Source organism: Bradyrhizobium sp. 134, from assembly GCF_023074155.1.
Lineage (GTDB): Bacteria > Pseudomonadota > Alphaproteobacteria > Rhizobiales > Xanthobacteraceae > Bradyrhizobium.
Genome location: NZ_JADPKX010000017.1, coordinates 37,270 through 58,798, shown reverse-complemented (window position 1 = coordinate 58,798; position 21,529 = coordinate 37,270). Strand labels below are relative to the sequence as shown.

The 21,529-nt window shown below is 61.0% G+C and carries 19 protein-coding genes and 2 pseudogenes; 7 read left to right on the top strand and 14 right to left on the bottom strand.

Annotation, left to right across the window (positions count from 1 at the left end; genetic code table 11):
• Positions 1-160: 160 nt before the first annotated feature.
• The 5 genes and pseudogenes from IVA75_RS07030 to IVA75_RS07010 all read right to left on the bottom strand — a co-directional run bounded on the left by IVA75_RS07030 (position 161) and on the right by IVA75_RS07010 (position 4,495).
• Positions 161-1,717: a porin gene (locus IVA75_RS07030; protein WP_247282214.1), complete on the bottom strand. Its 1,557-nt coding sequence runs from the start codon at positions 1,715-1,717 to the stop codon at positions 161-163.
• Positions 1,718-1,983: 266 nt separating this feature from the next.
• A pseudogene (locus tag IVA75_RS07025) lies at positions 1,984-2,385 on the bottom strand (DNA-binding protein); the annotation flags it as partial.
• 266 nt (positions 2,386-2,651) lie between these two features.
• Positions 2,652-3,389, bottom strand: coding sequence for a hypothetical protein (locus IVA75_RS07020; protein ID WP_247282213.1), 738 nt, complete (start codon positions 3,387-3,389; stop codon positions 2,652-2,654).
• Positions 3,386-3,952 (bottom strand): hypothetical protein, encoded by a 567-nt coding sequence (locus tag IVA75_RS07015; protein ID WP_247282212.1) that lies wholly within the window; start codon positions 3,950-3,952, stop codon positions 3,386-3,388. The genes IVA75_RS07020 and IVA75_RS07015 overlap by 4 nt, the downstream gene beginning before the upstream one ends.
• Before the next feature lie 315 nt (positions 3,953-4,267).
• Complete coding sequence (locus IVA75_RS07010) at positions 4,268-4,495, bottom strand: hypothetical protein (protein WP_247282211.1); 228 nt, start codon at positions 4,493-4,495, stop codon at positions 4,268-4,270.
• 403 nt (positions 4,496-4,898) lie between these two features.
• Between IVA75_RS07010 and IVA75_RS07005 the strand changes: the two genes are divergently transcribed.
• The gene (locus IVA75_RS07005) at positions 4,899-5,069 is read left to right on the top strand and encodes a hypothetical protein (RefSeq protein WP_247282210.1); all 171 of its coding nucleotides are present in this window, start codon (positions 4,899-4,901) and stop codon (positions 5,067-5,069) included.
• Positions 5,070-5,095: 26 nt separating this feature from the next.
• Here the strand turns inward: IVA75_RS07005 and repC are convergent, their stop codons facing one another.
• From repC to repA, 3 genes are all read right to left on the bottom strand, one after another.
• A complete protein-coding gene (gene repC / locus IVA75_RS07000; protein ID WP_247282209.1) occupies positions 5,096-6,328 on the bottom strand; it encodes a plasmid replication protein RepC in 1,233 nt (410 codons plus the stop codon).
• A gap of 263 nt (positions 6,329-6,591) precedes the next feature.
• Positions 6,592-7,608, bottom strand: a complete 1,017-nt coding sequence (gene repB, locus IVA75_RS06995; protein WP_247282208.1) for a plasmid partitioning protein RepB — start codon at positions 7,606-7,608, stop codon at positions 6,592-6,594.
• Positions 7,608-8,810, bottom strand: coding sequence for a plasmid partitioning protein RepA (gene repA / locus IVA75_RS06990; RefSeq protein ID WP_247282306.1), 1,203 nt, complete (start codon positions 8,808-8,810; stop codon positions 7,608-7,610). The genes repB and repA overlap by 1 nt, the downstream gene beginning before the upstream one ends.
• A 1,518-nt stretch (positions 8,811-10,328) precedes the next feature.
• Between repA and IVA75_RS06985 the strand changes: the two genes are divergently transcribed.
• The 3 genes and pseudogenes from IVA75_RS06985 to IVA75_RS06975 all read left to right on the top strand — a co-directional run.
• A complete protein-coding gene (locus IVA75_RS06985) occupies positions 10,329-10,736 on the top strand; it encodes a hypothetical protein (RefSeq protein ID WP_247282207.1) in 408 nt (135 codons plus the stop codon).
• Positions 10,737-11,100: 364 nt separating this feature from the next.
• Positions 11,101-12,279: an RHE_PE00001 family protein gene (locus IVA75_RS06980; protein ID WP_247282305.1), complete on the top strand. Its 1,179-nt coding sequence runs from the start codon at positions 11,101-11,103 to the stop codon at positions 12,277-12,279.
• A 911-nt stretch (positions 12,280-13,190) separates the two neighbouring features.
• Positions 13,191-13,420: pseudogene (locus IVA75_RS06975) on the top strand (cell wall hydrolase); the annotation flags it as partial.
• A 190-nt stretch (positions 13,421-13,610) separates the two neighbouring features.
• Here IVA75_RS06975 and nadC read toward each other — a convergent pair.
• From nadC to nadA, 3 genes are read right to left on the bottom strand one after another with little or no spacing between them, the layout of a single operon-like run.
• On the bottom strand, positions 13,611-14,489 hold the full coding sequence (gene nadC / locus IVA75_RS06970; protein WP_247282206.1) for a carboxylating nicotinate-nucleotide diphosphorylase: 879 nt from the start codon (positions 14,487-14,489) through the stop codon (positions 13,611-13,613).
• A gap of 11 nt (positions 14,490-14,500) precedes the next feature.
• Entirely contained in the window at positions 14,501-16,105 is a 1,605-nt protein-coding gene (locus IVA75_RS06965; protein WP_247282205.1) for an L-aspartate oxidase, read from the bottom strand.
• Positions 16,106-16,157: 52 nt separating this feature from the next.
• On the bottom strand, positions 16,158-17,264 hold the full coding sequence (gene nadA, locus IVA75_RS06960) for a quinolinate synthase NadA (protein ID WP_247282204.1): 1,107 nt from the start codon (positions 17,262-17,264) through the stop codon (positions 16,158-16,160).
• A 725-nt stretch (positions 17,265-17,989) separates the two neighbouring features.
• Here nadA and IVA75_RS06955 point away from each other — a divergent pair.
• The gene (locus IVA75_RS06955; protein ID WP_018460476.1) at positions 17,990-18,556 is read left to right on the top strand and encodes a MarR family transcriptional regulator; all 567 of its coding nucleotides are present in this window, start codon (positions 17,990-17,992) and stop codon (positions 18,554-18,556) included.
• A 49-nt stretch (positions 18,557-18,605) separates the two neighbouring features.
• Here IVA75_RS06955 and IVA75_RS06950 read toward each other — a convergent pair whose 3' ends face one another.
• A complete protein-coding gene (locus IVA75_RS06950) occupies positions 18,606-18,824 on the bottom strand; it encodes a hypothetical protein (protein WP_247282203.1) in 219 nt (72 codons plus the stop codon).
• Between the two features lie 110 nt (positions 18,825-18,934).
• A complete protein-coding gene (locus IVA75_RS06945) occupies positions 18,935-19,093 on the bottom strand; it encodes a hypothetical protein (protein ID WP_247358823.1) in 159 nt (52 codons plus the stop codon).
• A 547-nt stretch (positions 19,094-19,640) separates the two neighbouring features.
• Here IVA75_RS06945 and IVA75_RS06940 point away from each other — a divergent pair.
• Both IVA75_RS06940 and IVA75_RS06935 read left to right on the top strand, forming a co-directional pair.
• Entirely contained in the window at positions 19,641-19,913 is a 273-nt protein-coding gene (locus IVA75_RS06940; protein WP_247282202.1) for a hypothetical protein, read from the top strand.
• Positions 19,914-20,288: 375 nt separating this feature from the next.
• Positions 20,289-20,555 (top strand): DUF3551 domain-containing protein, encoded by a 267-nt coding sequence (locus IVA75_RS06935; RefSeq protein WP_083926480.1) that lies wholly within the window; start codon positions 20,289-20,291, stop codon positions 20,553-20,555.
• A gap of 548 nt (positions 20,556-21,103) precedes the next feature.
• On the opposite strand, the gene IVA75_RS06930 is transcribed toward IVA75_RS06935, so the two are convergent.
• Positions 21,104-21,415: a hypothetical protein gene (locus tag IVA75_RS06930; RefSeq protein WP_247282201.1), complete on the bottom strand. Its 312-nt coding sequence runs from the start codon at positions 21,413-21,415 to the stop codon at positions 21,104-21,106.
• Positions 21,416-21,529 lie beyond the last annotated feature (114 nt).

Below are 21,529 nucleotides of genomic sequence, written 5' to 3'. Positions count from 1 at the left end.
GAAAAAGGGTCCTTCAACGCCGTTTGAAAGCCGCCGTATGCTCAGCTCTGATTTAGATACTATTTGCAGAAGGCCCCCGGCGGGCATGCCGGAGGCCTCCTTGGAGGTTAACCTCGTTCTTTGAGCCCTCTTTTCTCCTTCCGCTGGTTTAGACAGAGCCTCACCAGTTCCGCTGAGCCCGCAAGAGCAGGATCAGCGTGCTCTGATCTTTCAATTCGTAAAGAGCCGCCGGCTTGGCGACCGCAGACTGCACAGGCAGTGTCACTGTACTTCCGCTCGCGTACTTTTGGTCGAGCATGGTGTAGGCGAGATCTGCCGTGAAGGTCAGGTTCTTGACCGGTGTCCAGCGCGTGACGACGCCGACAACCCCATAGTTGAAATCAGGATTACAGCCAGCATTGCCGCTCGACAGCGCAACGTTGGCTACGAATGCACCGCAGATGTAGCCCTTCGCTGCGCTGTTATACCGAACGGCGCCCCAGCCGCCGTAGATGGCACTATTCCAATGAGGATCCCAGTTGTGTGTGTAACCAGCATGGAAGCCGTACGTCCTGGTTAGCTCCTGGCCCGCACCGGCAACGAACACGGAGTCAGACAAGCCCGCCAGGCCGACGCTTTGATAAGCACCTGCAAGCCCCGTGCCGCCGTACATCGCGTAGGTGGTTGGCATCAAATCGTTGAAGTTGTAGCGGGTCGCGCCGTTGGTATAAGCGCCTGACACGTTGATCGTGTCGCCGGCTCCAGTCGGGATGTTCTTGATTGACAAGGCCAAAGCAGCAGCCCAGCCCCACTTGTCGTTCGGATGCCCGGTCGCTTCGTCGCCACCGTAGTACCCAGCATGGTTGTCGTGCGCCGCGAACGACGCCTGGAAGAGACCCCACGCCTGGTCAATACGAACCATCGCGACAAGGTCTGGAGACGATGAACCGCCGATGTTGTTAGTACCGTACGCACCGGTGGCGAGAGCGGCCGCCGTTGCTCCACTTACATTCCAGATATTGGTCGTACCGTAGGCTACCTGATCCTGGGCTGAGAAAGCGGCCGTGATGCCTTGTCCGAAGTCAGCGGTATAGGTGAACTGGTTCACGCCGGTGACCCATCCGCCGCCGCCCGGAAGATCATCGAACTCGTTGCCTGGATAGTTGGTCCAGGGCGCCGAGAACTGTGAGACGGCCTTACCCATCGTAAAGCCTGCGAACTGGATAAAGGCGGAGTAGACGCCGAGCGAACCACCAGCGACCTGTGAAGCCGTCGACGTTGTATAAGCGGTCGCCCCATTGACGGCGCTCGTGCCGGCGCCGGTATAGCCACCCGACGTCCAGGTGAACACGCCCGAGAAATAGGTGCGAACGAGGCCGTACTCAGTCGCGGTGCGCGTGTCGATGCTCAGTCCTTCACGAGCGCGCCAAGTGTAGCTGTTGCCTAGACGGTTGCGTGCTCCCGCTACGCCATTGGCGGCCGGGTCAAAATCGCTGTTGCTATTCGCGACAACGTCAGCGCGCAGATATCCGCCAAGCTTGATGCAAGTGTCCGAGCCAGGGATGTAGTAGAAGCCAGCGCCGTACAGTGAGCAAACCTTCACGTACTCCACTGCTCTGGCTTTGACTGGCAGGTCAGCAGCTTGTGCCCCACTCGACGCGAGAGACGCCGACGCAAGAGTCAAAACAACATTCTTGATTGTTCGAAGTAAGCGAAAGTTCGTTTCTGAGAGTGTCATTGTCCCTATCCACTGGAGGTCAGATTTGTGCGGCCGACGCAGTATCGTTGGGACGCAATCGTTTGGTGACGGAGATCAAGTAATCCGATGGCAGGTTCGGATTTCACGATGGATCACATGAGAACTGGAGTCATCCAATCGACTTCTCGGCCGCAAGATACGTAGGGCTAAGCGCGTGTTGCTGCGCAGGTCCAGGCGAGCGGTCGGATGCCACCCAGCGACGAAGCGCTGAGCTGTCGTACTGGCCGATGAGCTTCGCACCCTGGGAGCTCGATCCACTTCCAGCCTTCGGTGGCGATCGTTTCCGCCTCTGCCTTTCGCTTCTCAGCGACCAGACCGTCGAGCAGAGCGACGTCCTCGAGCCAGCCGCCGTCGTCGGACTGGAACGGGTTGCGCAGCACCACGCCACCGGCCGCCTCGTAGGCATCTAGGCCAACAAACATGGCGCGACGGTCGGAGGCGCGCGCCGACTTCTCCGTCAACATGCGGCGGATCAGATAAGGCTCTTTCTGCCAAGAGCCGGAGATGGTCTGCCAGACCTGCTCCTGGCGGCCGTGATCCGCGGTGACGGCGAAGGCCATCAACTGCTCGAGCGACATGCCCTCGTCGGCATAGACCTCGAGCAGCGCGGGCGAAACCGAGGCGAGTCGCAGGCGTTGGTTCACCACGTTGGGCGAGCACGTAGCTCACGCTGTCCCGCGGAAATAGCCGAGATAAACTGCGATGAGTGCGGCGCAATTGCCGGCTGAGGCTTTCTGCCATTGCGGCTTCGTCTGTGGCGACGCACCAGTCTACGACATCGCGGATAATCTGGCGGGCAAGGTCACCGCTTGTTGGGGCAGAGGTTGATCCGTCGAGAAGGAGACATAACACGGCATCGGCGCGCACTCCGAATCCCCCGCAATCCCGGTTATCGCGCGTCCTCTTTCATTGCTCACTGCGCCGATTGATCTCCATTCCCCTCTCGCTCGCCAGCATCGCTCTGGCTTATGGCGACAAAGCGCTCTCGTACAATATCGACCCGGCCTTCAGGTCCCTTGATATTGCCGTCGAGAAAATGATCAAAATCCTCATGACCTAAGAGCGCTTTGAACTTCTCTGCAATGTAGCAGCGAACATCATCGTCTGCGTTTTGGATTTCAGCCACGAGTTCCTCTCGCCCATCAACGACGAGAAGGATGTCCTCGATGTCACTGCTGCCTAGGAGATCGTCGTTGCCGCGGCCGAGATATGCTTCCAACTTTGTCGCCACGAACAGTTCCGGCGTGAGGCGCTTGATGTTCAATGTCTCGTTCAGGTGACACGTGACCGGCGTCTCGATGCCTTTGGCGTACCAGCGATTGCTAAAGCCGAGAATGCTTTCATCATGCGGCATGAAATCGACTTTGAGGTCGCCGAGCCGCATGCGGCAAATGACCTCGTCTTCCGGAGATTCCACGAACCCCTTCTGACGCAACTGGTCTTGCAGTTGAGCCCATTGCGCATGCCCGACGAGATCAACGATCAGATCCACGTCATCGGTTGCCCGAACGCCTTCGAGCACGATCTCGTCCGTAATGAAAAGGGCTGTTGTGCAACCGCCAACAAACACCAGCCGCTCGCGCAGTTCATCTCCCAAAGACTGCGCGACCGTTTGCAACATATGAAGCAATTGGCCTTTAACGGTGGTCATTTTCTGAGAAGCCTTTCCGATAAACGCTCGGCCGCGAGCCCAGCCTCCCTTTGATGTCCAAGCCTGACACCATCGATAAGGGCCAGATACTCGTACAGGCGATCGTCTTTTTGAATGGCCTGGGGTACGCTTTTAAACAGCGGGTCTACCGCCTGCCCCATGTCCTTGCCTTTGGCGTACGGCCAGACGTAAATGTACTCTCCTGCGCTGATCAGAAGATTTTTAAGCGGGGCGGCCGCAAAGGCGGTGGGGATGCCCCGGGTCATCGCACCCGGTTTAGCCGGGAAAACGAACTTCAATCCGTGCACCACGAAATTATAGAGATTGCGGCGGTTGGGCTTTGCCTGGCCGGTTTCCCGATCTTTGACCGCAAGTCCCGACGAAACGCTCCGGTTGATCGACGCATTGACCTCTGTCTTGCTGATACCAAGGGCTAACTCCAGGCTGCGTACTGAGTACGGGTCATCGTTATGCGCAGCCTCCACAAGATGCGCGTCGTCCTCATTTTTGGCCTGCTCAAGGCTCACGAGCTTCAGCAATATAACAACGTCTTGACTTTTCATGCAGATTCGCTCTCGTCCGCTGTCCTAGGACAAAGGACAGTAGACCACAAGGGGTCTTCGGATCAAGATCGAACGTACCGCGTTGTGGCGCCCGTGTGGATTTCCAGCAATACATCTAGCGCGGTTTGCGTGCCGTGCGCGGCTATCATAGAGACGGCTCCGGATGCCCCGTTGTAGGAACATCGGGCGACCACTCTCTCGAGAAATGAAAGCGGCAGAAGATGCTGTCTTTCACGTAACGTCGTCGTGCATGCCCAACGTGTGCTGCCGTGTCAGAATCTAGAAGATCGATATCATTCGAACCAAGCACCTGCTTCAATCTCCGCTCGATCGCCGACAACGCGTCCTGGGATCCAAATCGCGCAATCCCTCGGCAAAGTTTAGCCCGTCGACCGGTTCATAGTCTTCAATGGCTGTCCACTTCTCCAGCAGCGGCAGGAAGAGGTCAGCGCCCTGGTGCAGCGGCGCAGCATCGATCACTCCTCCCTCGAACATGTCCATTTGAAAAAGGGCTGTCATTCCAAGCACGATGCTGCTGGTCAATCCCGCCCTATCCGATGGAGAGAAAGTGCGTTCCTTGAGGCGTCGTATCGTTCCGCTTAAGATAGGCAGGTACTTGCCTCGCCTTGGAGATCTTCTGCGAGGCTATACGTAGATCGATACTACTGGTGCTCCGGAGGAGGTTGAGAACGTTGCCGGCCTGACTGCCGGCCGTCGAAGGAAAACCGCACCCACTCGCATCGAGCGGAACGGTCCATGGATCGCGGCACCGATCTCGTCTCTTCATTAGCCTCTCTCCAGAAGCTCCTCAAAAAGACTGTCGCTGCTCGGCTGCGGTTGGAGGCGACCGTCTAAGTTGCACCAGACGCGAAAGTCTGTTGTCCCGGAACGGCGTGCTCGACCATCTCCCATCCAACGGGATTAGCGCCCCCAAGGATCGGCCCCCGTGCGCGAACCGCGCCGCGTTCATCCGCTGCTCAGCGGCGCCTCCATGACGAGGCTGGAAAAACAGAGTGAGGATCGGGTGGTGTTTTGCCATGACGATCTCTGCGAACAGCTTTGCGTCGACACCGCCGCAGCCGGTTGGACTGGCCTCTTCGATCCACGAGAAACGTAAAGGTTTGGGGGCGGCGCCTCATCGCCTCACGCCCGCTGCTTGTCTCGGCGGCGAGAATTGATCTGCGCCATCAGGATCGGGCCAAGCGAAAACTCGCCGACCTCGGCTTTTCGCGTCAGACCGCGCAGATAGCCGCCGGCGGAATTGATCGCCGTCCCGCGCTGCAGGATACACGCGACGACGATGGCCGCGGGCACCTCGCCCATAACCTTTTGAGCCTCCTCCCAGGCGCTCGGACTGATCCCCAGCATCGATCGCACAACGGCCGCGGTAGCGAGGAAATCGCGCCAGTTCGAAACCCCACCCTTCGCATAATCGACGATGTCGGGACACGCACTCAGGACCATTCCCAACGGATAAGCCCCCTCCCCGACTCGCGACGGTTGAGGTTTGGGCTCAGCTCCCGCCGCCCTGCCTTCTCGGAAGACAGGTTCAAGATCAATTGGGGTATCTGGATTTGAAGTCTGTATGTGGCGCTCAGAGTGGGACTCATTGGCGCCCGGATTCTTGGATTTGATGTGTTCTTCCAGAAGATTGAGCACGTCATCGGCAAGCTGAGACAACTCGTCGGCGATCGGCTCGAGCTCCTGGCGCGTAGCCGTGCGCGGAATCTGATCGACGATCGCGCGGAAGGCAGCGTGCACAACCTGCCAATCGGCAGGCCCCTGCCCTCCCCTTCGCGTCGGAACGGCTTCTTCGATGCCAGTTGCAATCATCTTCGCGATGTCGCGCCGGCACAGGGTGATGCGCTCTCGTACGAGCTTGAGTGCGCGGGCCTCGGCTTCGATATCGGCCGCCAGGCTCTCGAACTCCTCCGAGCGCACGACCAGCGGCGACAGATCGAAGCCGAACGCGAGCTCGATGTCGCCGGCATTGTCCTTCCGCGCATACCGCTTGCCATTGGGACTGTCGCGCCGAACGATCAGGCCCGCGTCGACCAGCACGGAGAGGTGACGTCGCAGCGTTGACGCTGGCATGCCGTGCGCCCGCCGACTGAGTTGATGATTGGACGGGAAGACAATCAGATCGCCTGCCCCCGTCAGTGCGGTCTCGGGATGGAACGTTAAGAGCGCGTTCAAGACCGAGAGCGAGCGCTCCGACACTCCAAGGCGCGGCCGTGCCGTGCAGATGGCGTGGAAGATCTTCCACTTATGGACGATCTTTTCGGGCGGACGTTCGGTTGCGACCATCTGGCTTGCCACATGGGCAAGCGTCAGCGATCGCCGCCCAAAGGGCGTCGTTGGGGAGTGTGACTGCATGTCTTTGCCTCATGCGGGCAAAGAAAATCCGCTCACCAAAACGGTGCCGTCGCTAAAGACGCTTGACTGCGATTCGTGAAAGTGATTCTCTGTCAGTCGCCAAACGTGACGAGAGAAGGCTTTCGGACGGAGACGTTCCGGGGGCCTTTTTTCTTTTCCGCTATGCTCCTACGGTGAGAGGACGGAAACGCGGGTACGCATCGCGCCGCCCGACCGTGTGAGGTCCAGGCAGCGCCATATCCAAAGCGGCAAGACGCCCGATGTCACTCATCGGTGCCTCCATCGAGAAATGCCCGGTAGAGTTCCGGCAGCCGCGAAATAACAAAGTCTCCAAACGCAGGCGCGGCCTTTTCATCTACAGCTAGCGTGATGCGATCTGCGCGACGTTCAATCTTCACGATCTTTTTGCCTCCGTCGTCCGCCCAGGTTGTCGGCCGTGCAACTTTGGGCTTGCGGGGCGCCAGCGCGGCCATAGTTATCGCGAACCGTTCATCGGAAGTAGCGCGCACAAACCGATCGCTGGCAACGCTGTCGGCCAATACCTTTTGGTCGTGGCGGCCTACAAGCCGCTCCGCCAACTCCATCCAGCGCCGGCGGCCGGTTTTTGGCGCTGGTCCGATTGCATCGAGTAGGCTCCGGGGAAGGGCCCGCGCGACCGTGATGAGGCGGGAGAGCTCCGTCTTGTCGACGCTGAGCGCCGCCATGATGATCTCGCGCTTGAATCCACGATCCTCGAGCGCGGCGGCGTAAGTTGCCCGCTCAATAAAGGACAGATCCTCCCGCTCACCATTCTCCTTGCCTTGTGCCACCACCAGGTCTTCGTCGCTAAGGTCGCGGACCACGGCCCGCGCAGGGCGGCCAAGTTCGGCGAGCGCACGAACGCGACGATGGCCATAGGCAATCTGAAACCGGCCCGGGCTGGACGGATGCGGGCGAAGGAGGATGGGAACCAACTGCCCATTGGCGCGGATCGATTCAACGAGGGCAGAGTGCTTCTCGTCCACGCTCGTCATACGATCGGGAACGATCGAGGCGTCGATCAAATCTGGGGCGATCTCGACGACGGTTTGACCGGTGGTGAGTTGCTCGGTCAAGGCCTTGGCGGCATCGCGCTCCGCGGACAGCATCTCGAGTGAACGGCTCATGGCGCCGACCGCTCCGCGCGACCCAAGTGTTGGCTGGGTTGGTCTGCGATTGTCGCTGGGCTCACCTGACGGTTGTTCGTTGACCGCGGTCAACTTGTCATCAATGAGGTCCGCAAGCAGGTTTTTTCGACCCATTAGGCCCTCCCCCACGCAGCCTGGATGAGGCTTTGGATTTCACCATTGACGCTGTCCAGCGATTCCATGGCGCGGTCGTAGGTAGCCCGTGTGAACTGATCGCGGCTGACCTCATAGAGCGTTTGCTTCGTGATGCCCGCGTCCGAGATCGCCGTACTTTTCAGCATCATGTTCGTGACCATGCGGTCGCCAAACAGCGAGCGCATAAAGCCGACCATTTGGGCCTGCGGTCCATCGCCGGGCTCATAACGCGTGACGAGATAGCGCATCCAATCGTAATTCATGTTGCCGCCTGCTTTAGCCACGACGGCAAGGAGGTCGGATGTCATGATTAGAAATTGGCACATCGACATGACATCGAGCATCTGCGGATGCACAGGGATCAGAATTGCCGTTGCTGCGCAGAGCGCAGAAAGCGTGAGAAATCCGAGTTGAGGCGGACAATCGATCACGACAATATCGTAGCGGTCCTGAACCGTGGCGAGGGCACGGGCAACGCGGGCGAAGAACAGCGGGTCACCCGACTGGCGCGCAGCGAGCGCTTTCGGGGTTTCATGTTCGAATTCCATCAGTTCGATGTTGCCGGGAACGATGTCGAGCCCCGAAAAGTAAGTCTGCCGAATGATCTCATTCAGTTCGCGACGCCCGTCGTCGTAGCGGATGGCGCCGTACAGAGTTCCGTTTTCCTCGACGTCAAACTCTGGCTGGTAGCCGTGCAGCGCGGAGAGCGAGGCCTGCGGATCCAGATCGATCGCAAGCACTCGATAGCCCTGCAAGGTGAGATGTTGGGCGAGATGCGCGGCCGTGGTGGTCTTCCCCGACCCTCCCTTGAAATTAACGACGCCAATGACTTGCAACTGTTCGCCCGCGACGCGATACGGTCGGTATCGGCGCGCACCCTTGCCGGATTCATCGAGATAAGCACGAAGACTTTGAATATCGTCGAATGTGTACGACCTTCGACCCGATGGGCTGGTGTCCGGCTGAGGGCCCCTGCCCTCCAGCGACAATTGGCGGAGGTAGCCGTCATTAATGCCGACGAGCTTAGCGACTTCGCCAGACGTAAAGCGGCGCAGATGCTTGCGTGCTTTCGGCGGGAACAGCTTCGTTCGGTGGGCGTGCAGCTTCGCCGACAGTTCCCGCGCGTCTGCCGCGATCGTGTCGTGGATCGCCTGCGGCGCGCCAGGCGTGATTGACGCCATCGCTTGTTGGTCGTTCAGGGCCACGGCTTTCTCGCGTAGTTACGAATTTCGGGTACACGGCATGCGCAAAGCGTGGCTATTACGCCCGATTCTGGCCGGTCTCGCAACAGTTAAAGGGTAAACCAATCCTTAACGGTCCGAATCGGCCCACGGGTGGTCTAAAGTTGACCGCGGTCAACTCTCGGCACGTAGCCTGCGCGGCTGCTGCGAAGGCGCCGCTCTAAACAGAAGTTGACCCGGTCAACTTTCTCCGACGCAGTTCCCACAATCGACTCGCGCTCGAACTCTATCACCGCCCCATTCGGATCAAAATTCAGCGTTGAGCCCTGGCGCGCTCCGCTCAGCCGCAACCGCAACATCCGCTGCGCGGCGCCCGCGCCGAGACCGTGCAGACGCGAAGGATGGCAGGTCGGAAGGATGGCAGGTCGAGAGTCCCGCGACCCGTCACGAGCAAGTCGTCCAGCGGATCACCAGATGCGGGCGCTTGCGTTTGCACCGATTCGTCACGTGCCGGCTTGGAATGGCGAGCCGACTCGGCCAGCGCTGCAGCGAGGGAAAGTGCCCTCTTTCACCGCTAAAGCCGGCGCGCTCCCAGCCGCCGTTCCACCCTCGAAGCCGCATGATCATCGGCTGCGAACATGTCGCGCTCGCACAGCACGACCGCGACGTCAGCCCGCATAGCGTGACGATCAAGGGCTTTGGCGGACGGTCGGCTCCCAAGCGGCACAACACCCCGGAAGCAGTGGACCTCGCGCGGCAGGCGTTCGAGCTTAGGCACGGGGTTGAGGACCTGTTATCCCTCGCGGGTGTCCTATGCGGATCACCCGCCGTGCCATCCCGGGTTGCTGGGTCCCACGCTCCACGCGACTGGCGGGACTAAGAAAGCAGCAGGGATGGCGGCGCGACGGGCAAGAGGTAGACCGGAGCCGGTCGGGCGATCAGTGTCGCCGAAACCGGTCTCGGCCAATCCAGTTCGGAAGGAACGGCATCTCTTCATCTTCGCGGAACGGGCCACAATGCGGATCAACGGCGGTGCAGCCCATTTCCCGCTCGCAGCCGAGGGCGAATGCAGATGTAGTCGGCGGAGGCTTCCTCAGCTCCGCCTCCTTGGCGCCTTCCAGCATCCAGGTCGCACCGCGCCGAGGGTTTACCCGAGCGGGTCTCGGATCGGTTGTCTTGAAACCACGCAAGCGCGGGCGAGGGCATCGACGAGGTTGTGGTCGTCCGGGACGGATCGAGGTCAGCTAGGGCGGCAACAATGGAAACAAAGCGCGCCTCGTGTCCGGAGACGGAAAGGGCAGGGTAGGGGAGCGGAAAGGACGGAGGAATAGGGGAGGCGTTTATCAGCCGTTAACCATAAAGTTCCAGTCAGCACCATAAAGAGCCGCACGTCGACCTGAGGCCGCCCGTCACTGGAAGGCCAGCGACCTTGGCGGTCCTACTAACGCGGCCTGCTCCCGTATTCCCTGTATCGAAATCACCTAGGGATGGTTGCGTCTAGAGGAGCATGCCATAGCCGTGCATATCGAGAATTCACAGACCGAGGCGATGGCGCGGGAATTGACGGTGGTGGAAAAAGGTCCGCCTCACCCGAACAGTGCATCGGCACGCGCTCATGAGCTCGAGATCGAGCCGACATCGTTTTTCCTCGACCGCGGCGTCCAGTTCTGCCCGGATCTGCGCCATAGGGGGCAACTCCTCGGCGGACAGCCCACCAAACGATTTCGCGACGGCCCGTATGACGAGATTCATCGGCGCATCGCCCTTCATCGCGCTCATCAGCGACTGAGACGAGGCACGCGAGCTTTTGGCTCGCCTGCAGGAAATCGGAACGCGTCTGACGTCGCCGCAGGCCCTGGGGAGGGCGGTTGCCGTGGCAGCACAAATCTTTCGGTCAGCGCCACCGCGGAGGCGCTCGAAGATTAGGTAGCCTGATCCTCATTGCCGCAGTGCCGGTGCAGCTTGAGACCGCACGGCTCGCTCGACGCCTTTCTCGCTTTGGGCAAGGGCGGTCCGGCGGGCGTCAATTTCCGGACCTGTTTTTACCTACGCTTCACCTTGCATTCCGCGCAGCCTGATTTTCGAGGGCGCCTGCTTTGCCGGGGAGGGGACAGTCACCGGAGCGGCTGGTCCGGAACAGGGCAGGGTTGGCACGAGTGGCGATTTGTGGTTGATCTGAAGCTTGGCGCTGGTGATTTGCAGCGCTGCGCGTGCTGATCGCACTGCGGCGGCACCCCATCGATAAGGCGTGCTTATCGATAGCAAGAGGAGAGCGGGAACAGGCCTCGCTATGACGGAACATAAAGGTGTGTTAGGTTCCGTTTCGCCATTTCCTCTTAAGGTTATCAAGGCCTTGTCTTCCGGCTACAAAATCGCCGATCCACTGCCTTGGGCTCAGCTCGCGGGGCCGCTTGCCGCGGCCGAGGATGCTGTCGCCCGCCTCGACGAGCGACTGGGCAAAAGCCCAATCCGTGACGGTGCGATCAGCCGAATGCACTTCGCCGAGGCTTGCGCCACTCTGTGGCTTGACGGCGAACTTGTCCACCTCGATGACCTCGTGCTCCACGACGCCGGCATGGACGTCCGCGCCCCCACCCACGAGCTGACCCGGGCTCACGCCGTGCTGCGTGCCCGTCGGCGCATTGCCGACGCGAAGCCCAATTGGGCGCTGTCGGTTTCCGGACTGGCTGACCTTCGGGGCCGGCGCGAGCGAGAGGAGGTCGAGGAACGTCTCGGGCTCAACGAGGACGCAGAGCGGGACGCGGTGGGTTTCGACGGACCGCTTGGCGTCATGAACACCGATCTCCATCTGGCCGCAGCCTTCGCCGCGGTCGACGCCGCCAACGCCAAGGCGGAGCGCAGACTCGCCGACGAGCTTCGGTCGTGGCCAGAGCGGGACTCGCTCGTCTACGATCCGGACTGGGACGAGGACGGCCGCCTCGACGACTGGCGCGCCGTCGTCGATGAGACCCGCAATTTGCCGCCGACTCTGGCGGCTGCAATCGCCGCGGATGCCTGGGACGCGATTGAACCGCTCGAGCACACGCCTTGGCTAGGGTGCCTGCTCGCAGCTAGCGTGTTGCGCGACCGCGGCAAGACACGCTGCTATCTGTTGTGCCTGCATGGAGGGCTGAAAAGCATCTCGCGTGAGCGTCGGCGGGCACGCGACGTCGCAGCGCGGCTGGTTGTGCAGCTCGAGGCGATGACGGCCGCCGCCGAGGCCGGCCTAAAGGACCACGACCGCTGGCTGATGACCAGAAACCTCCTCGCCCGAAAACTCGCCGGCCGGCGCGCCACTTCGAAACTGCCGGCGCTCCTCGACTACGTGCTGACCCGGCCGATCGTCTCGGCCGGCATGATCGCGGCGGAGCTTGGGATCACGGCCCGTGCGGCCCAAAACCTCGTCGCCGAACTCGACCTTCGCGAGACGACTGGCCGGGGACGCTATCGCGCGTGGGGCATCCTGTAGAGCGCGAGCCGCAAGCAACGTGAATTCCGTGCAAAGAGCGTAATGGGCGAGCGTTCGTGCGCCGCAGAACATCAGTGAGGCAGCACGGAAAACGGGATCCCACAACGCGTCGATGGATCGCCGCTGCCGCAGGCTATTGAAAGAGTTGACGCGGATCCACACGCCGCTCGAGAAGCACTAGCGCGACATGCAGGACACCGAGTTTACGGTCGAGCAGGCAAGCTATAGATGCTTCGGACCCGCGGCGGCACATGCCGACTTCGTGGTGCTTCTTCGAGATCATGAAGGGCCTGCCGGTCACGATCGGGCTTCCGGGTACCCTTCATAAATTCCTGGCGAACACCGATGCGAGGTCGAGGGAGTGGCCGCACCACAATGGTGAGACAGTGGGAAACACAGCGAGTCCCCTTATGATACGGGCGTGCAGGGCTTCTGACCACTCACGTTGACCGGATGTTTATCGTTACCATGAGCGGCGTTTACCAGTGCACGCGGTCACTGCGTGGAACCACCTGTGTTCGCTTGCGTGCGCTGCACGCGCAACGCCGATTAACGCCCCAGCAACCTAAATTAGATACTCACGAGAAGACTCGAATCGCACGGATGTACTGCGGTTCGATTTTTCTAGCGTAAGCGTAGCGTGCGCGTAGCGACTTGTGTATTTGCATACCCGTCCGAAGGGCGCGCGGTTCGCGTCCTTCGGCACTGGTCTCTGCATCTTCGCATCAACGCCAGAGACCGGCAGTAGCACACCGCCTCTCCGCTGGCGCCTCAGCCGTTCGCGCGCCGCCGCTCGCAATCCCCAATCGGTCCCAGGCCCGAGACGCTGCGCGCTCGCTGACGATTCAGCCGCTCGAACCGCTGAAGCAGGCGGAAGCACGCCAGAAACTCTGGAAGGCGATGCTGGTGACCAGATCTGGCTGCCCGAGGTCGGCAAGTCGACGCACTACCACGCCTAGTGGGTGCGTCCGTCCTGGCTGGCCGAGATGAAGAAGATGACACGAGCGCCGTCCACACCTTCTACCGGCCTTGCGCCTGGGGCGACGCCAGCGAGGAACCAAACTGGGGCATCCCGCGCAGACCGCCGCACTCTCCCCCCGAACTCGCCGAGGAAGCGAAGAGCTCGGCCGAGATGGCGTGAGCGAACCGCGGTAACCTTTCTTACGTCTCCCCGCTTGCGGGGAGACGTAAGATCGCTCTTGCGATGCGGGCGAGGGGGTACAGGTCTTTCGACAGCCGAATACGTGGAGAGATGCCCCTCACCCCAGTCCTCTCGGCGCGAGCAAATCTCGTTGCGGCCCCGTAGGAACGGGGAGAGGGAGTAGACCTCCTCAGGCCTCGATATCCAGCGCACAGTCGAAATTCGGCGCTGAATGCGTCAGTGCGCCGGCTGAGGCGTAGTCGACGCCGGTGGCCGCGATGGCTGCGATCGAATCCAGGGTGACACCGCCGGATGCCTCCAGTTTGAGGCGTCCCTCGTTGAGCCTGACGGCTTCGCGCAGCGTCGCAATGTCCATGTTGTCGAGCAGCACGGCGTCGGCAAGGCCGGTGTCGAGCACCTCGCGCAATTGCGTGAGCGTGTCGACCTCGATCTCGATCTTGACGAGATGGCCGGCATGGGCGCGGGCGCGCTCCAGCACGGGGCGGATGCCGCCGGCGACCGCGATGTGGTTGTCCTTGATCAGGATCGCGTCGTCGAGGCCGAAGCGGTGATTGAAGCCGCCGCCGCAGCGTACCGCGTATTTCTCCAAGGCGCGCAGTCCAGGGGTGGTTTTTCGCGTGCAGCAGACCCGCATCCTGGTGCCTTCGGTGCGCGCAACGTAGTCTGCGGTGAGTGTTGCAACGCCCGACAGGCGGCCGACGAAATTCAGCGCGGTCCGCTCCGCCGTAAGGATGGCACGTGCCGGCCCCGAGATCGTCAGCACCTGCTGTCCGCGGGCGACGCGCGCGGCGTCACGAACATGCGCGCGTATCTCGATGTCGGGCGAAAGCTTTTGCAAGGTGGCGAGCGCCAGCGGCAAGCCGGCGATCACGCCGGACTGCCGTGCGACCAGGATTGCTTGCGCCTTCGTTGCTTCGGGGATCGTCGCAAGCGAGGTGATGTCGCCGGCACGGCCGAGATCCTCATCGAGCGCGCGTAGCACGGCCTCGTCGAGCGCGAGCGGGGAGAGAAAGGCGTCGGGATAGAGCAGAGAGGTCGGGGTGATCATGGCAGACTCCGTCAGGCGATCATGGGTTGCGCGGCTCGCGGTGTCGGGCGTTCGGTCAGACCGTCCGCGAATTCGCGCACTGCTGTGAGCGTAGTCATGGTGCGTTGCGCGAGTGCGGGAACGTCCGCGGAATGGTCGGAGCGGAAATGCGCGCCGCGGCTCTCGCATCGGCTCCAGGCCGACGCCGCCACGAGCAGGGCGGCCGTTGCCATGTTGCGGACCGCGATGCTTGTGGCCTCGCGTTCGAACGCGGCGAAGCTGCGAACCGCTTCCGCAAGCCCGTCACCATCGCGGATCACACCGACATGTGCGCTCATCAGCGTCCGCAGCCGCTTCACGGCCGCGGCATCTGACGCGGCGCCGCGCGGCGGCACCAGCGCATCGGGAAGCCGGGCGGGCGAGGGGATGGCGCGGCCGGCGATGTCGTCGGCGATGCGCGCGGCGTAGACCACGGCCTCCAGCAGCGAATTCGACGCAAGCCGGTTTGCGCCATGCGCGCCGGTGGACGACACTTCGCCGCCGGCCCAGAGCCCGTCGATCGAACTGCGGCCACGATCGTCTACCGCGATGCCGCCCATGTGGTAGTGCGCGGCCGGTGCGATCGGGATGGGCTGCGTGGCGGGATCGATGCCGGCGGCGATACAGCTTGCATGAACGGTCGGGAATTTGTCGGCAAGACATGCACCCAGCGCCTGCCGCGCATCGAGGAAGGCGCCGCGCCCGGCCGCGATCTCCGCGAACACGCCGCGGGCCACGATGTCGCGCGGTGCGAGCTCGGCGAGCGGATGGCGCGCCGCCATGAAACGCTCGCCATGGCCGTTGATCAGCGTCGCGCCTTCGCCGCGCAAGGCTTCCGTGGCGAGCGGCGCCGGATCGCGGCCGACCATGATGGCGGTCGGGTGAAACTGCACGAACTCGGGATCTGCAATGACCGCGCCCGCGCGTGCGGCGATCGCAAGACCAGATCCGCTGGCCTCGCGCGGATTGGTCGTGACGGCATAGAGATGGCCGATGCCACCGGTGGCGAGCACCACCGTGCGCGCGGCGAGCAGGATCGGATGTGCGGCGAAATTGCCCGCTTCGCGCAATTGAAGACCGGTGACGGCGCCGTCCTCGGTCAACAGCGCTTCGGCGACGAGGCCTTCGATCACTCGGATCGAGGGCGTGCGCCGCACCGCATCGCTCAGCGCCGCGATGATGGCGGCGCCCGCGCCATCGCCACGCACATGCACGATACGCCGCGCCGAGTGTGCGGCTTCGCGCCCGACTGCGAGCCTGCCTTCGAGATCGCGGTCGAACGGCACGCCATAGGCGAGCAGGTCGTGAATCCGCGGCGCGGCCTCGCGCGCGATGCCCAGTGCGACCGCCTGGTCGACGATGCCGCCGCCGACGGCAACCGTGTCCGCGGCGTGCGCTTCCGGCGTATCGCCTTCAGCCACCGCCGCGGCGATGCCGCCTTGCGCCCATGCGGACGACGCGCCCAGTCCGAGCGGCGCGGCCGAGATCAATGTCACGGGCCGCGGCGCGAGTTTGAGCGCGCAGAACAATCCGGCAAGTCCGCCGCCGACGATGACGACGTCGTCGGAGCGGGTGAGGGTGTGGATGGTGTTGTGCATGGCTGTCTCCATTTACTCCGCCGTCGTCCCGGCACGGCCGCTGTGTCTGTCGCTAGTTCTTCAAATTAATCATCCGCTCGACCGAGCGCCGTGCGCGTTGCGCAAGCGCGGGATCGATCGTGACCTCTTCACGAAGCATCAGCAGGCTCTCCAGAACGTTGGCGAGCGTGATGCGCTTCATGTGCGGGCAGATGTTGCAGGGGCGCAGCATTTCGACGTCAGGCAGCTCGGCCCGCACATTGTCGGCCATCGAGCATTCCGTGATCATCACCAGCCGCCGCGGCCGCCGCTCGCGTACCCAGTTGATCATGTGCGCGGTCGAACCCGTGAAGTCGGCCTCGGCCAGCACGTCAGGTGGGCATTCGGGATGGGCGATGATCTGCACGGAGGGATCGGCCTCGCGGTAGCTGCGCAGCTCGGCCCCGGTGAAGCGCTCGTGCACCTCGCAGGCGCCCTTCCATGCGATGATCTTCACGTCGGTCTTCGAGGCCACGTAAGTGGCGAGATAGCGGTCGGGCAGGAAGATCACGCTTGGTGCGCCGAGGCTCTCGACCACCTGAACCGCGTTCGACGAGGTGCAGCAGATATCGACCTCGGCCTTCACCTCCGCGGAGGTGTTGACATAGGCAACGACAGGCACGCCGGGAAATTTTTCGCGAAGCAGGCGAACGTCGGCGCCGGTGATGCTGGCCGCGAGCGAACAGCCGGCGCGCGTATCGGGGATCAGCACCGTCTTGTCCGGATTGAGCAGCTTTGACGTCTCCGCCATGAAGTGCACGCCGCACTGCACGATGATGTCGGCCTTCACCTTGGTGGCTTCGACTGCGAGCTGAAGCGAATCGCCGCCGATGTCGGCGACGCAGTGGAAGATCTCCGGCGCCTGGTAATTGTGCGCGAGGATCACCGCGCCCCGCGCCTGCTTCAGCTCGTTGATCGCCTTGATGGTCGGCGCCATCAGCGGCCATTCGATCGGCGGGATCACATGTTTCACGCGCTCGTAAAGCGGCGCGGTGGCGCGCTCGACCTCCGGCGTCCATTCCAGCGAAGGCATTGGCAGTGCGGGCCTCGAGCCCACTGGAACGGGACGCGGCGCAGCGGTGGTCTGGCGCTGCGGTCGGTTGGCAAAGTCGTCGGGGCCGTAAAGTCCAGAGATCGGCATTGAAGCCTCCCGCAAATGTTAAATAGGCTCAATTTGAGTACATATGGAGCCTGAGAAACCCGGCCGAGAGGCCGGGTTCGATTTCAGCAGCGCTCAAATATGCTCAATGAGTAAATTAGACCAGGACAACTAACACTACTCCAAGAGCTCCACGGTCGAATTTTTGGATCTCGACTGAACCTATAAGGGGCGACCAGGCTGCAAAGTGTGAAGTCGCATAACCCGTCGAGTAACACGCGCTCGTGGACGGCAACTACGACAGAGACGCGACAACGCAATGCGATTGAATCCCGCGTTCAGGCCATCAATTTCGATGAATTTCACCGCAGCGCCTGTGCGAGGTTGCGCCCCAAAGCTGCTCAGTATGGAAGCCATTTCGAAGCCGTTGCCCGGGATCCGGCAACAGACCTTCGAATTGGCGCTATAGAAGCGGGCGAAACGCCGCGCCGCTGCGCGAGACTACGGATCGAGATCTTCCTTTGAACGTGCATTTCGGTGAGATTACTAGCATTCGCAACTCAGTTAGGCGCGTCCGCCAACGGCGGCCCGAGATTCTCGTCGAAAAGCCAGTAATCCGAATCACTAATAATCGTTCTTAAATCGTGGGCGCAGGTGAGCGCGTGATGCTTGCACAGGATCGCTGCAACGAGCAGAGATCCTCTGTTGAAATCTTGTCAGTGCGAACGAGCTCTGAGGATAGGACCTAACATCCGGTGGCGCCGCATTTGACCAAGCCAGCAACGCAAGTCGGGAACGACTCTGCTGACACTCAGCTGCTGGTGCGGCGATTAACGTTGGAGGTCCGATCCCTCAACATCTGTCTGGAGGATTTTCTTCAAGTCCGGGCCAAGGCACTCGGCATCACTGGACCACAATTGACAATCTTGATGGCAGTGACAGACCTAACGAGCGAGGGGGATGTTGCAGTCAGCACGGTGGCAAAATTGCTGAAAGTTGACCCGTCCTTCATTACAATAAATTCCAAGGCGCTGGAGAAGGCCGGATTTCTGCGGCGCAAGCCCTGTATCAGGGATGGTCGGGTCGTCCACATGTCACTGACCGACAAGGCTTGTAAGCGCCTCGCGAACGTCGCTGCACAACAGAAGGAACTCGATCAATTTGTGTTCGGTGAGCTTGGCGTTGAGGAATTGACCAAACTGTCTAGCCGATTTGCAGCGCTCAGGCGACGGCTGGACGGGGCTCGTTTAAAAGCCGCCATGGATATTGGCGCGGTGACAACCCGAGGCAGGGGACGACTTCAGTCGACGAAGGGAAGCTCGTTGGATCGCTGATGGTTGCCTTGAATGCGAGGGTACCACGCACGTCCAGGCACCGTCATCATCAAGCGCCCATCGGCTCATCGCATTGCAATTCCGCCTCAGCGTTCGACCAGCGCCGATCTATCAGGTGCTCGGGTCCAACAACTTCTTGCGACAACACGGTCACATCCGCTTCGTGAGACGTTGCAGCAGCAAGTAAGGGCGAACCTGGCTGGCTCATGTCAAAGTCAATGAGCAGATTTGCCATCCCGGCCCATACGATGGTCGATCCTGGGCTCATGCCGCTTTTCTGGAAGTCCCGTTCAAGATAGATTCGGTATGCGGCCCGAGCTCTACGCGTGCGGCGCAGAGTTCTGGACTGGCTTGACTCATCGCACGCGAACTTGGTTTCTAAGCGTCTCGGTGCGGCATATCAAAGCGCTTGCAGCTGGTGACGAACGCCTTTTTCGCCTCGGCATTCTCGAAGCAAAAATGTGCCCCCTCATCGGCGCGCTCAATCGACCAGTCGATTTTGGCAGCCCGTGCAATGCGCGATGCCTCTTCGCGCAAGACATCCAATTGCCTCCCATGGGCCCGAACGATCACACAATCTGGCATTTAGAACCCTCGCTAACCCGAATGTCCAGTTCACGATGTACGGCCGGGCTCACAGCGCCATTCATCCAGACCATGGCTCTTGCAGTCCTCGTGATATAGCTGACCTCGTCGAGGCAACACCATTACGCGCTTTGATGCAAGCCACGCCGAAACAGGTCCGGACCGATTGCACATAATTGGAAACAAGGCGGCAGTGATCTCTTCCGGACGCCTCCCCCCTTTCGAGCAAACCCGGATCGCCCCGCGTTAAGGTTTCTGAACGGCAAAACTATGAAGAGAGACGTTTTGTGTGTAGGATCGCTCGCACCGGGGCTGGACCGCATTTTTTCACGATAGGCATTTTGAACCCGGGAAGGCCGCCGGCAATATTGTCGGCGGCCTTTTTCAGCAATAACACGATTTGGGACTGGCCTACATGCGACGGCTTCGGTGCTTATAGCCGCAGCTCAGATTATTATGAATTAGCTGGCCAGCACAGCAGTGCCGCATGGGGGCGTTAATGCACGATTGGAAGAACGAACTTGACGCACTGGTCGCTGAAACGATGGCATTCACCAAATCGCTGAAGCTAGAGATCCAGCTGCCCCGGTCTCTGCCGAAGGAAGCCGTCGAGCGGGGTGACCTCAGCGCGTCAGAGTATGACGGCAGCGAACGCGAAGAGATCAAGAAGCGGGTCGAGAGCTTCAAAGCGCACCAAGAGCACTTCACGCGTGAGCGCGAGGAATATGCCAATTCCCAGCTGCGCCGGATCAGGCCGATCACGAGAGCCTAGACGAGCTTGAGCCCGCCGAAGCTTCCCTGCACGCTCAGCGGCACAAATTGAGGTGACAGTAGTGCGGCGATTTGTGCTTGATAAGCGCGCGGGTTTGCGGCTGTCCCAAATCGGCATATTGCCGTGCGCGGAGTTCTCAAGCTCGGATTGCCTATTCTCCTAGGTTTTTCAAACGCACGAACCCCCACCGCGCTTGAAAAATGCATTCCATCCGCAAAACTCGCAGGAAAGCTGCTCCAAAACCCGAGCGCCTGACGCTTAGACTTACTTTGAAACCGATCGGTCAAACCGTCTACTAAGCGTTTTGCCATTGACCAAGATCAAAGCGTCAATTCTACACTCTCTATCCTCTCAAGACTTCACGGAGGCTAGATCATGCGCAACCTTCTTTATATTGCTGTGCTTGCACTTCCCATGCTCGTCTGCTTTGGATCACCTTCGACCGCCGCTCCGCGGGCTCGTTCGTACATCCCCCCAGCTCGGCAGGACGTTTATTGCCTGCAGGGACGTACCTGGGGATATCCTGGCAACTGCCAGTTCTCAACCTACGATCAATGCATGGCCACCGCATCCGGCACCCTCGCATATTGCGGTCTGAATCCCATCTACGCGTTCCAGCGACAGGCAGGACAATCACGCTGATCTGCGATCGCCACGAGATCGTTGTCAATTCCTGGTCGAGATTGTCCCTTTTGCGGACCTCGACAACACCGACCAATATTCTTCCCAAGGCCAAGACCTTTGTTTTCAAGTTGCCCAAGACATATCCAAAAGACTTCAGTGCGTAACCTTATCTCGATGAGAGAGGAGCGATTTCCCGACCCTTAGACCAGCGTCAAACCTGTGCGTGGCCGGGCTCCATATTTCTGCATCGACGCGTGATCGTTTACGACCCGAGACCATAATTGCGTGCGATGGACATCGAGTACGACGTGAGCGCGAGGCAGTGCCGGCGATGAAGCTCGCCGCCGAAACCGATGGTGTAGCGCGCGGCCGCAGGCGACTGGGCCCTCGCGCCCCATGTAGACGACAACAAGCTAGATGAAGTGACACTGGGAAACGTTTGAGGGTAGCAGCATTGGGCAGTGCAGGACGAGTTAAAACCTGCCTTGTTTATTACGCAGAAAATGCCCAAGAGCGGGGCCGGCCGCAGCGTGCGCGGTGCCGGTGTCGCTGCGACAGTCGCCGGATCATTGCTTCCCGCGTGCCAGCAACGTCCAGACCGGTGACGTGCCGTCCCAGCGCCGAAGCCGCCCGTAGAACCTCACTCGAACCCCGGCCTCTTTCAACCGCTCGACCACGAGATGCAGTGCGATCACGTCGCCCTCGGCCAGCTCCACGCAACCGCGCTTGCCAGACCACACCGCGCCCGGGAAGCGAAACAGGTTGTACTTCAGCCATCGGCCGCCGTGCTCGGATAGCGGTTCTAGGTCTACTTGTGCGCCGTTCCCAGGCCGCAGGCCGACATCCGGCCGACGGAGCAAATTCGCGATCCAACCCACTAAACTCGGCTCCTAAATCGAGGCAGTCTTTCGGTACAGTCGCAATAGAAGTGCACAGGCCATGTTAACGAGGCAAGCCAAATGACACGAGAGATGCTCCGCCGTACTCGGGAG

What these genes read in the sequence shown, in the direction of transcription:
- IVA75_RS07030 (WP_247282214.1), bottom strand. Translation starts at nt 1,717, where the DNA reads ATGACACTCTCAGAAACGAACTTTCGCTTACTTCGAACAATCAAGAAT.
- IVA75_RS07020 (WP_247282213.1), bottom strand. Translation starts at nt 3,389, where the DNA reads ATGACCACCGTTAAAGGCCAATTGCTTCATATGTTGCAAACGGTCGCG.
- IVA75_RS07015 (WP_247282212.1), bottom strand. Translation starts at nt 3,952, where the DNA reads ATGAAAAGTCAAGACGTTGTTATATTGCTGAAGCTCGTGAGCCTTGAG.
- repC (WP_247282209.1), bottom strand. Translation starts at nt 6,328, where the DNA reads ATGCAGTCACACTCCCCAACGACGCCCTTTGGGCGGCGATCGCTGACG.
- repB (WP_247282208.1), bottom strand. Translation starts at nt 7,608, where the DNA reads ATGGGTCGAAAAAACCTGCTTGCGGACCTCATTGATGACAAGTTGACC.
- repA (WP_247282306.1), bottom strand. Translation starts at nt 8,810, where the DNA reads ATGGCGTCAATCACGCCTGGCGCGCCGCAGGCGATCCACGACACGATC.
- IVA75_RS06980 (WP_247282305.1), top strand. Translation starts at nt 11,101, where the DNA reads ATGACGGAACATAAAGGTGTGTTAGGTTCCGTTTCGCCATTTCCTCTT.
- nadC (WP_247282206.1), bottom strand. Translation starts at nt 14,489, where the DNA reads ATGATCACCCCGACCTCTCTGCTCTATCCCGACGCCTTTCTCTCCCCG.
- IVA75_RS06965 (WP_247282205.1), bottom strand. Translation starts at nt 16,105, where the DNA reads ATGCACAACACCATCCACACCCTCACCCGCTCCGACGACGTCGTCATC.
- nadA (WP_247282204.1), bottom strand. Translation starts at nt 17,264, where the DNA reads ATGCCGATCTCTGGACTTTACGGCCCCGACGACTTTGCCAACCGACCG.
- IVA75_RS06950 (WP_247282203.1), bottom strand. Translation starts at nt 18,824, where the DNA reads ATGAGCCCAGGATCGACCATCGTATGGGCCGGGATGGCAAATCTGCTC.
- IVA75_RS06940 (WP_247282202.1), top strand. Translation starts at nt 19,641, where the DNA reads ATGCACGATTGGAAGAACGAACTTGACGCACTGGTCGCTGAAACGATG.
- IVA75_RS06935 (WP_083926480.1), top strand. Translation starts at nt 20,289, where the DNA reads ATGCGCAACCTTCTTTATATTGCTGTGCTTGCACTTCCCATGCTCGTC.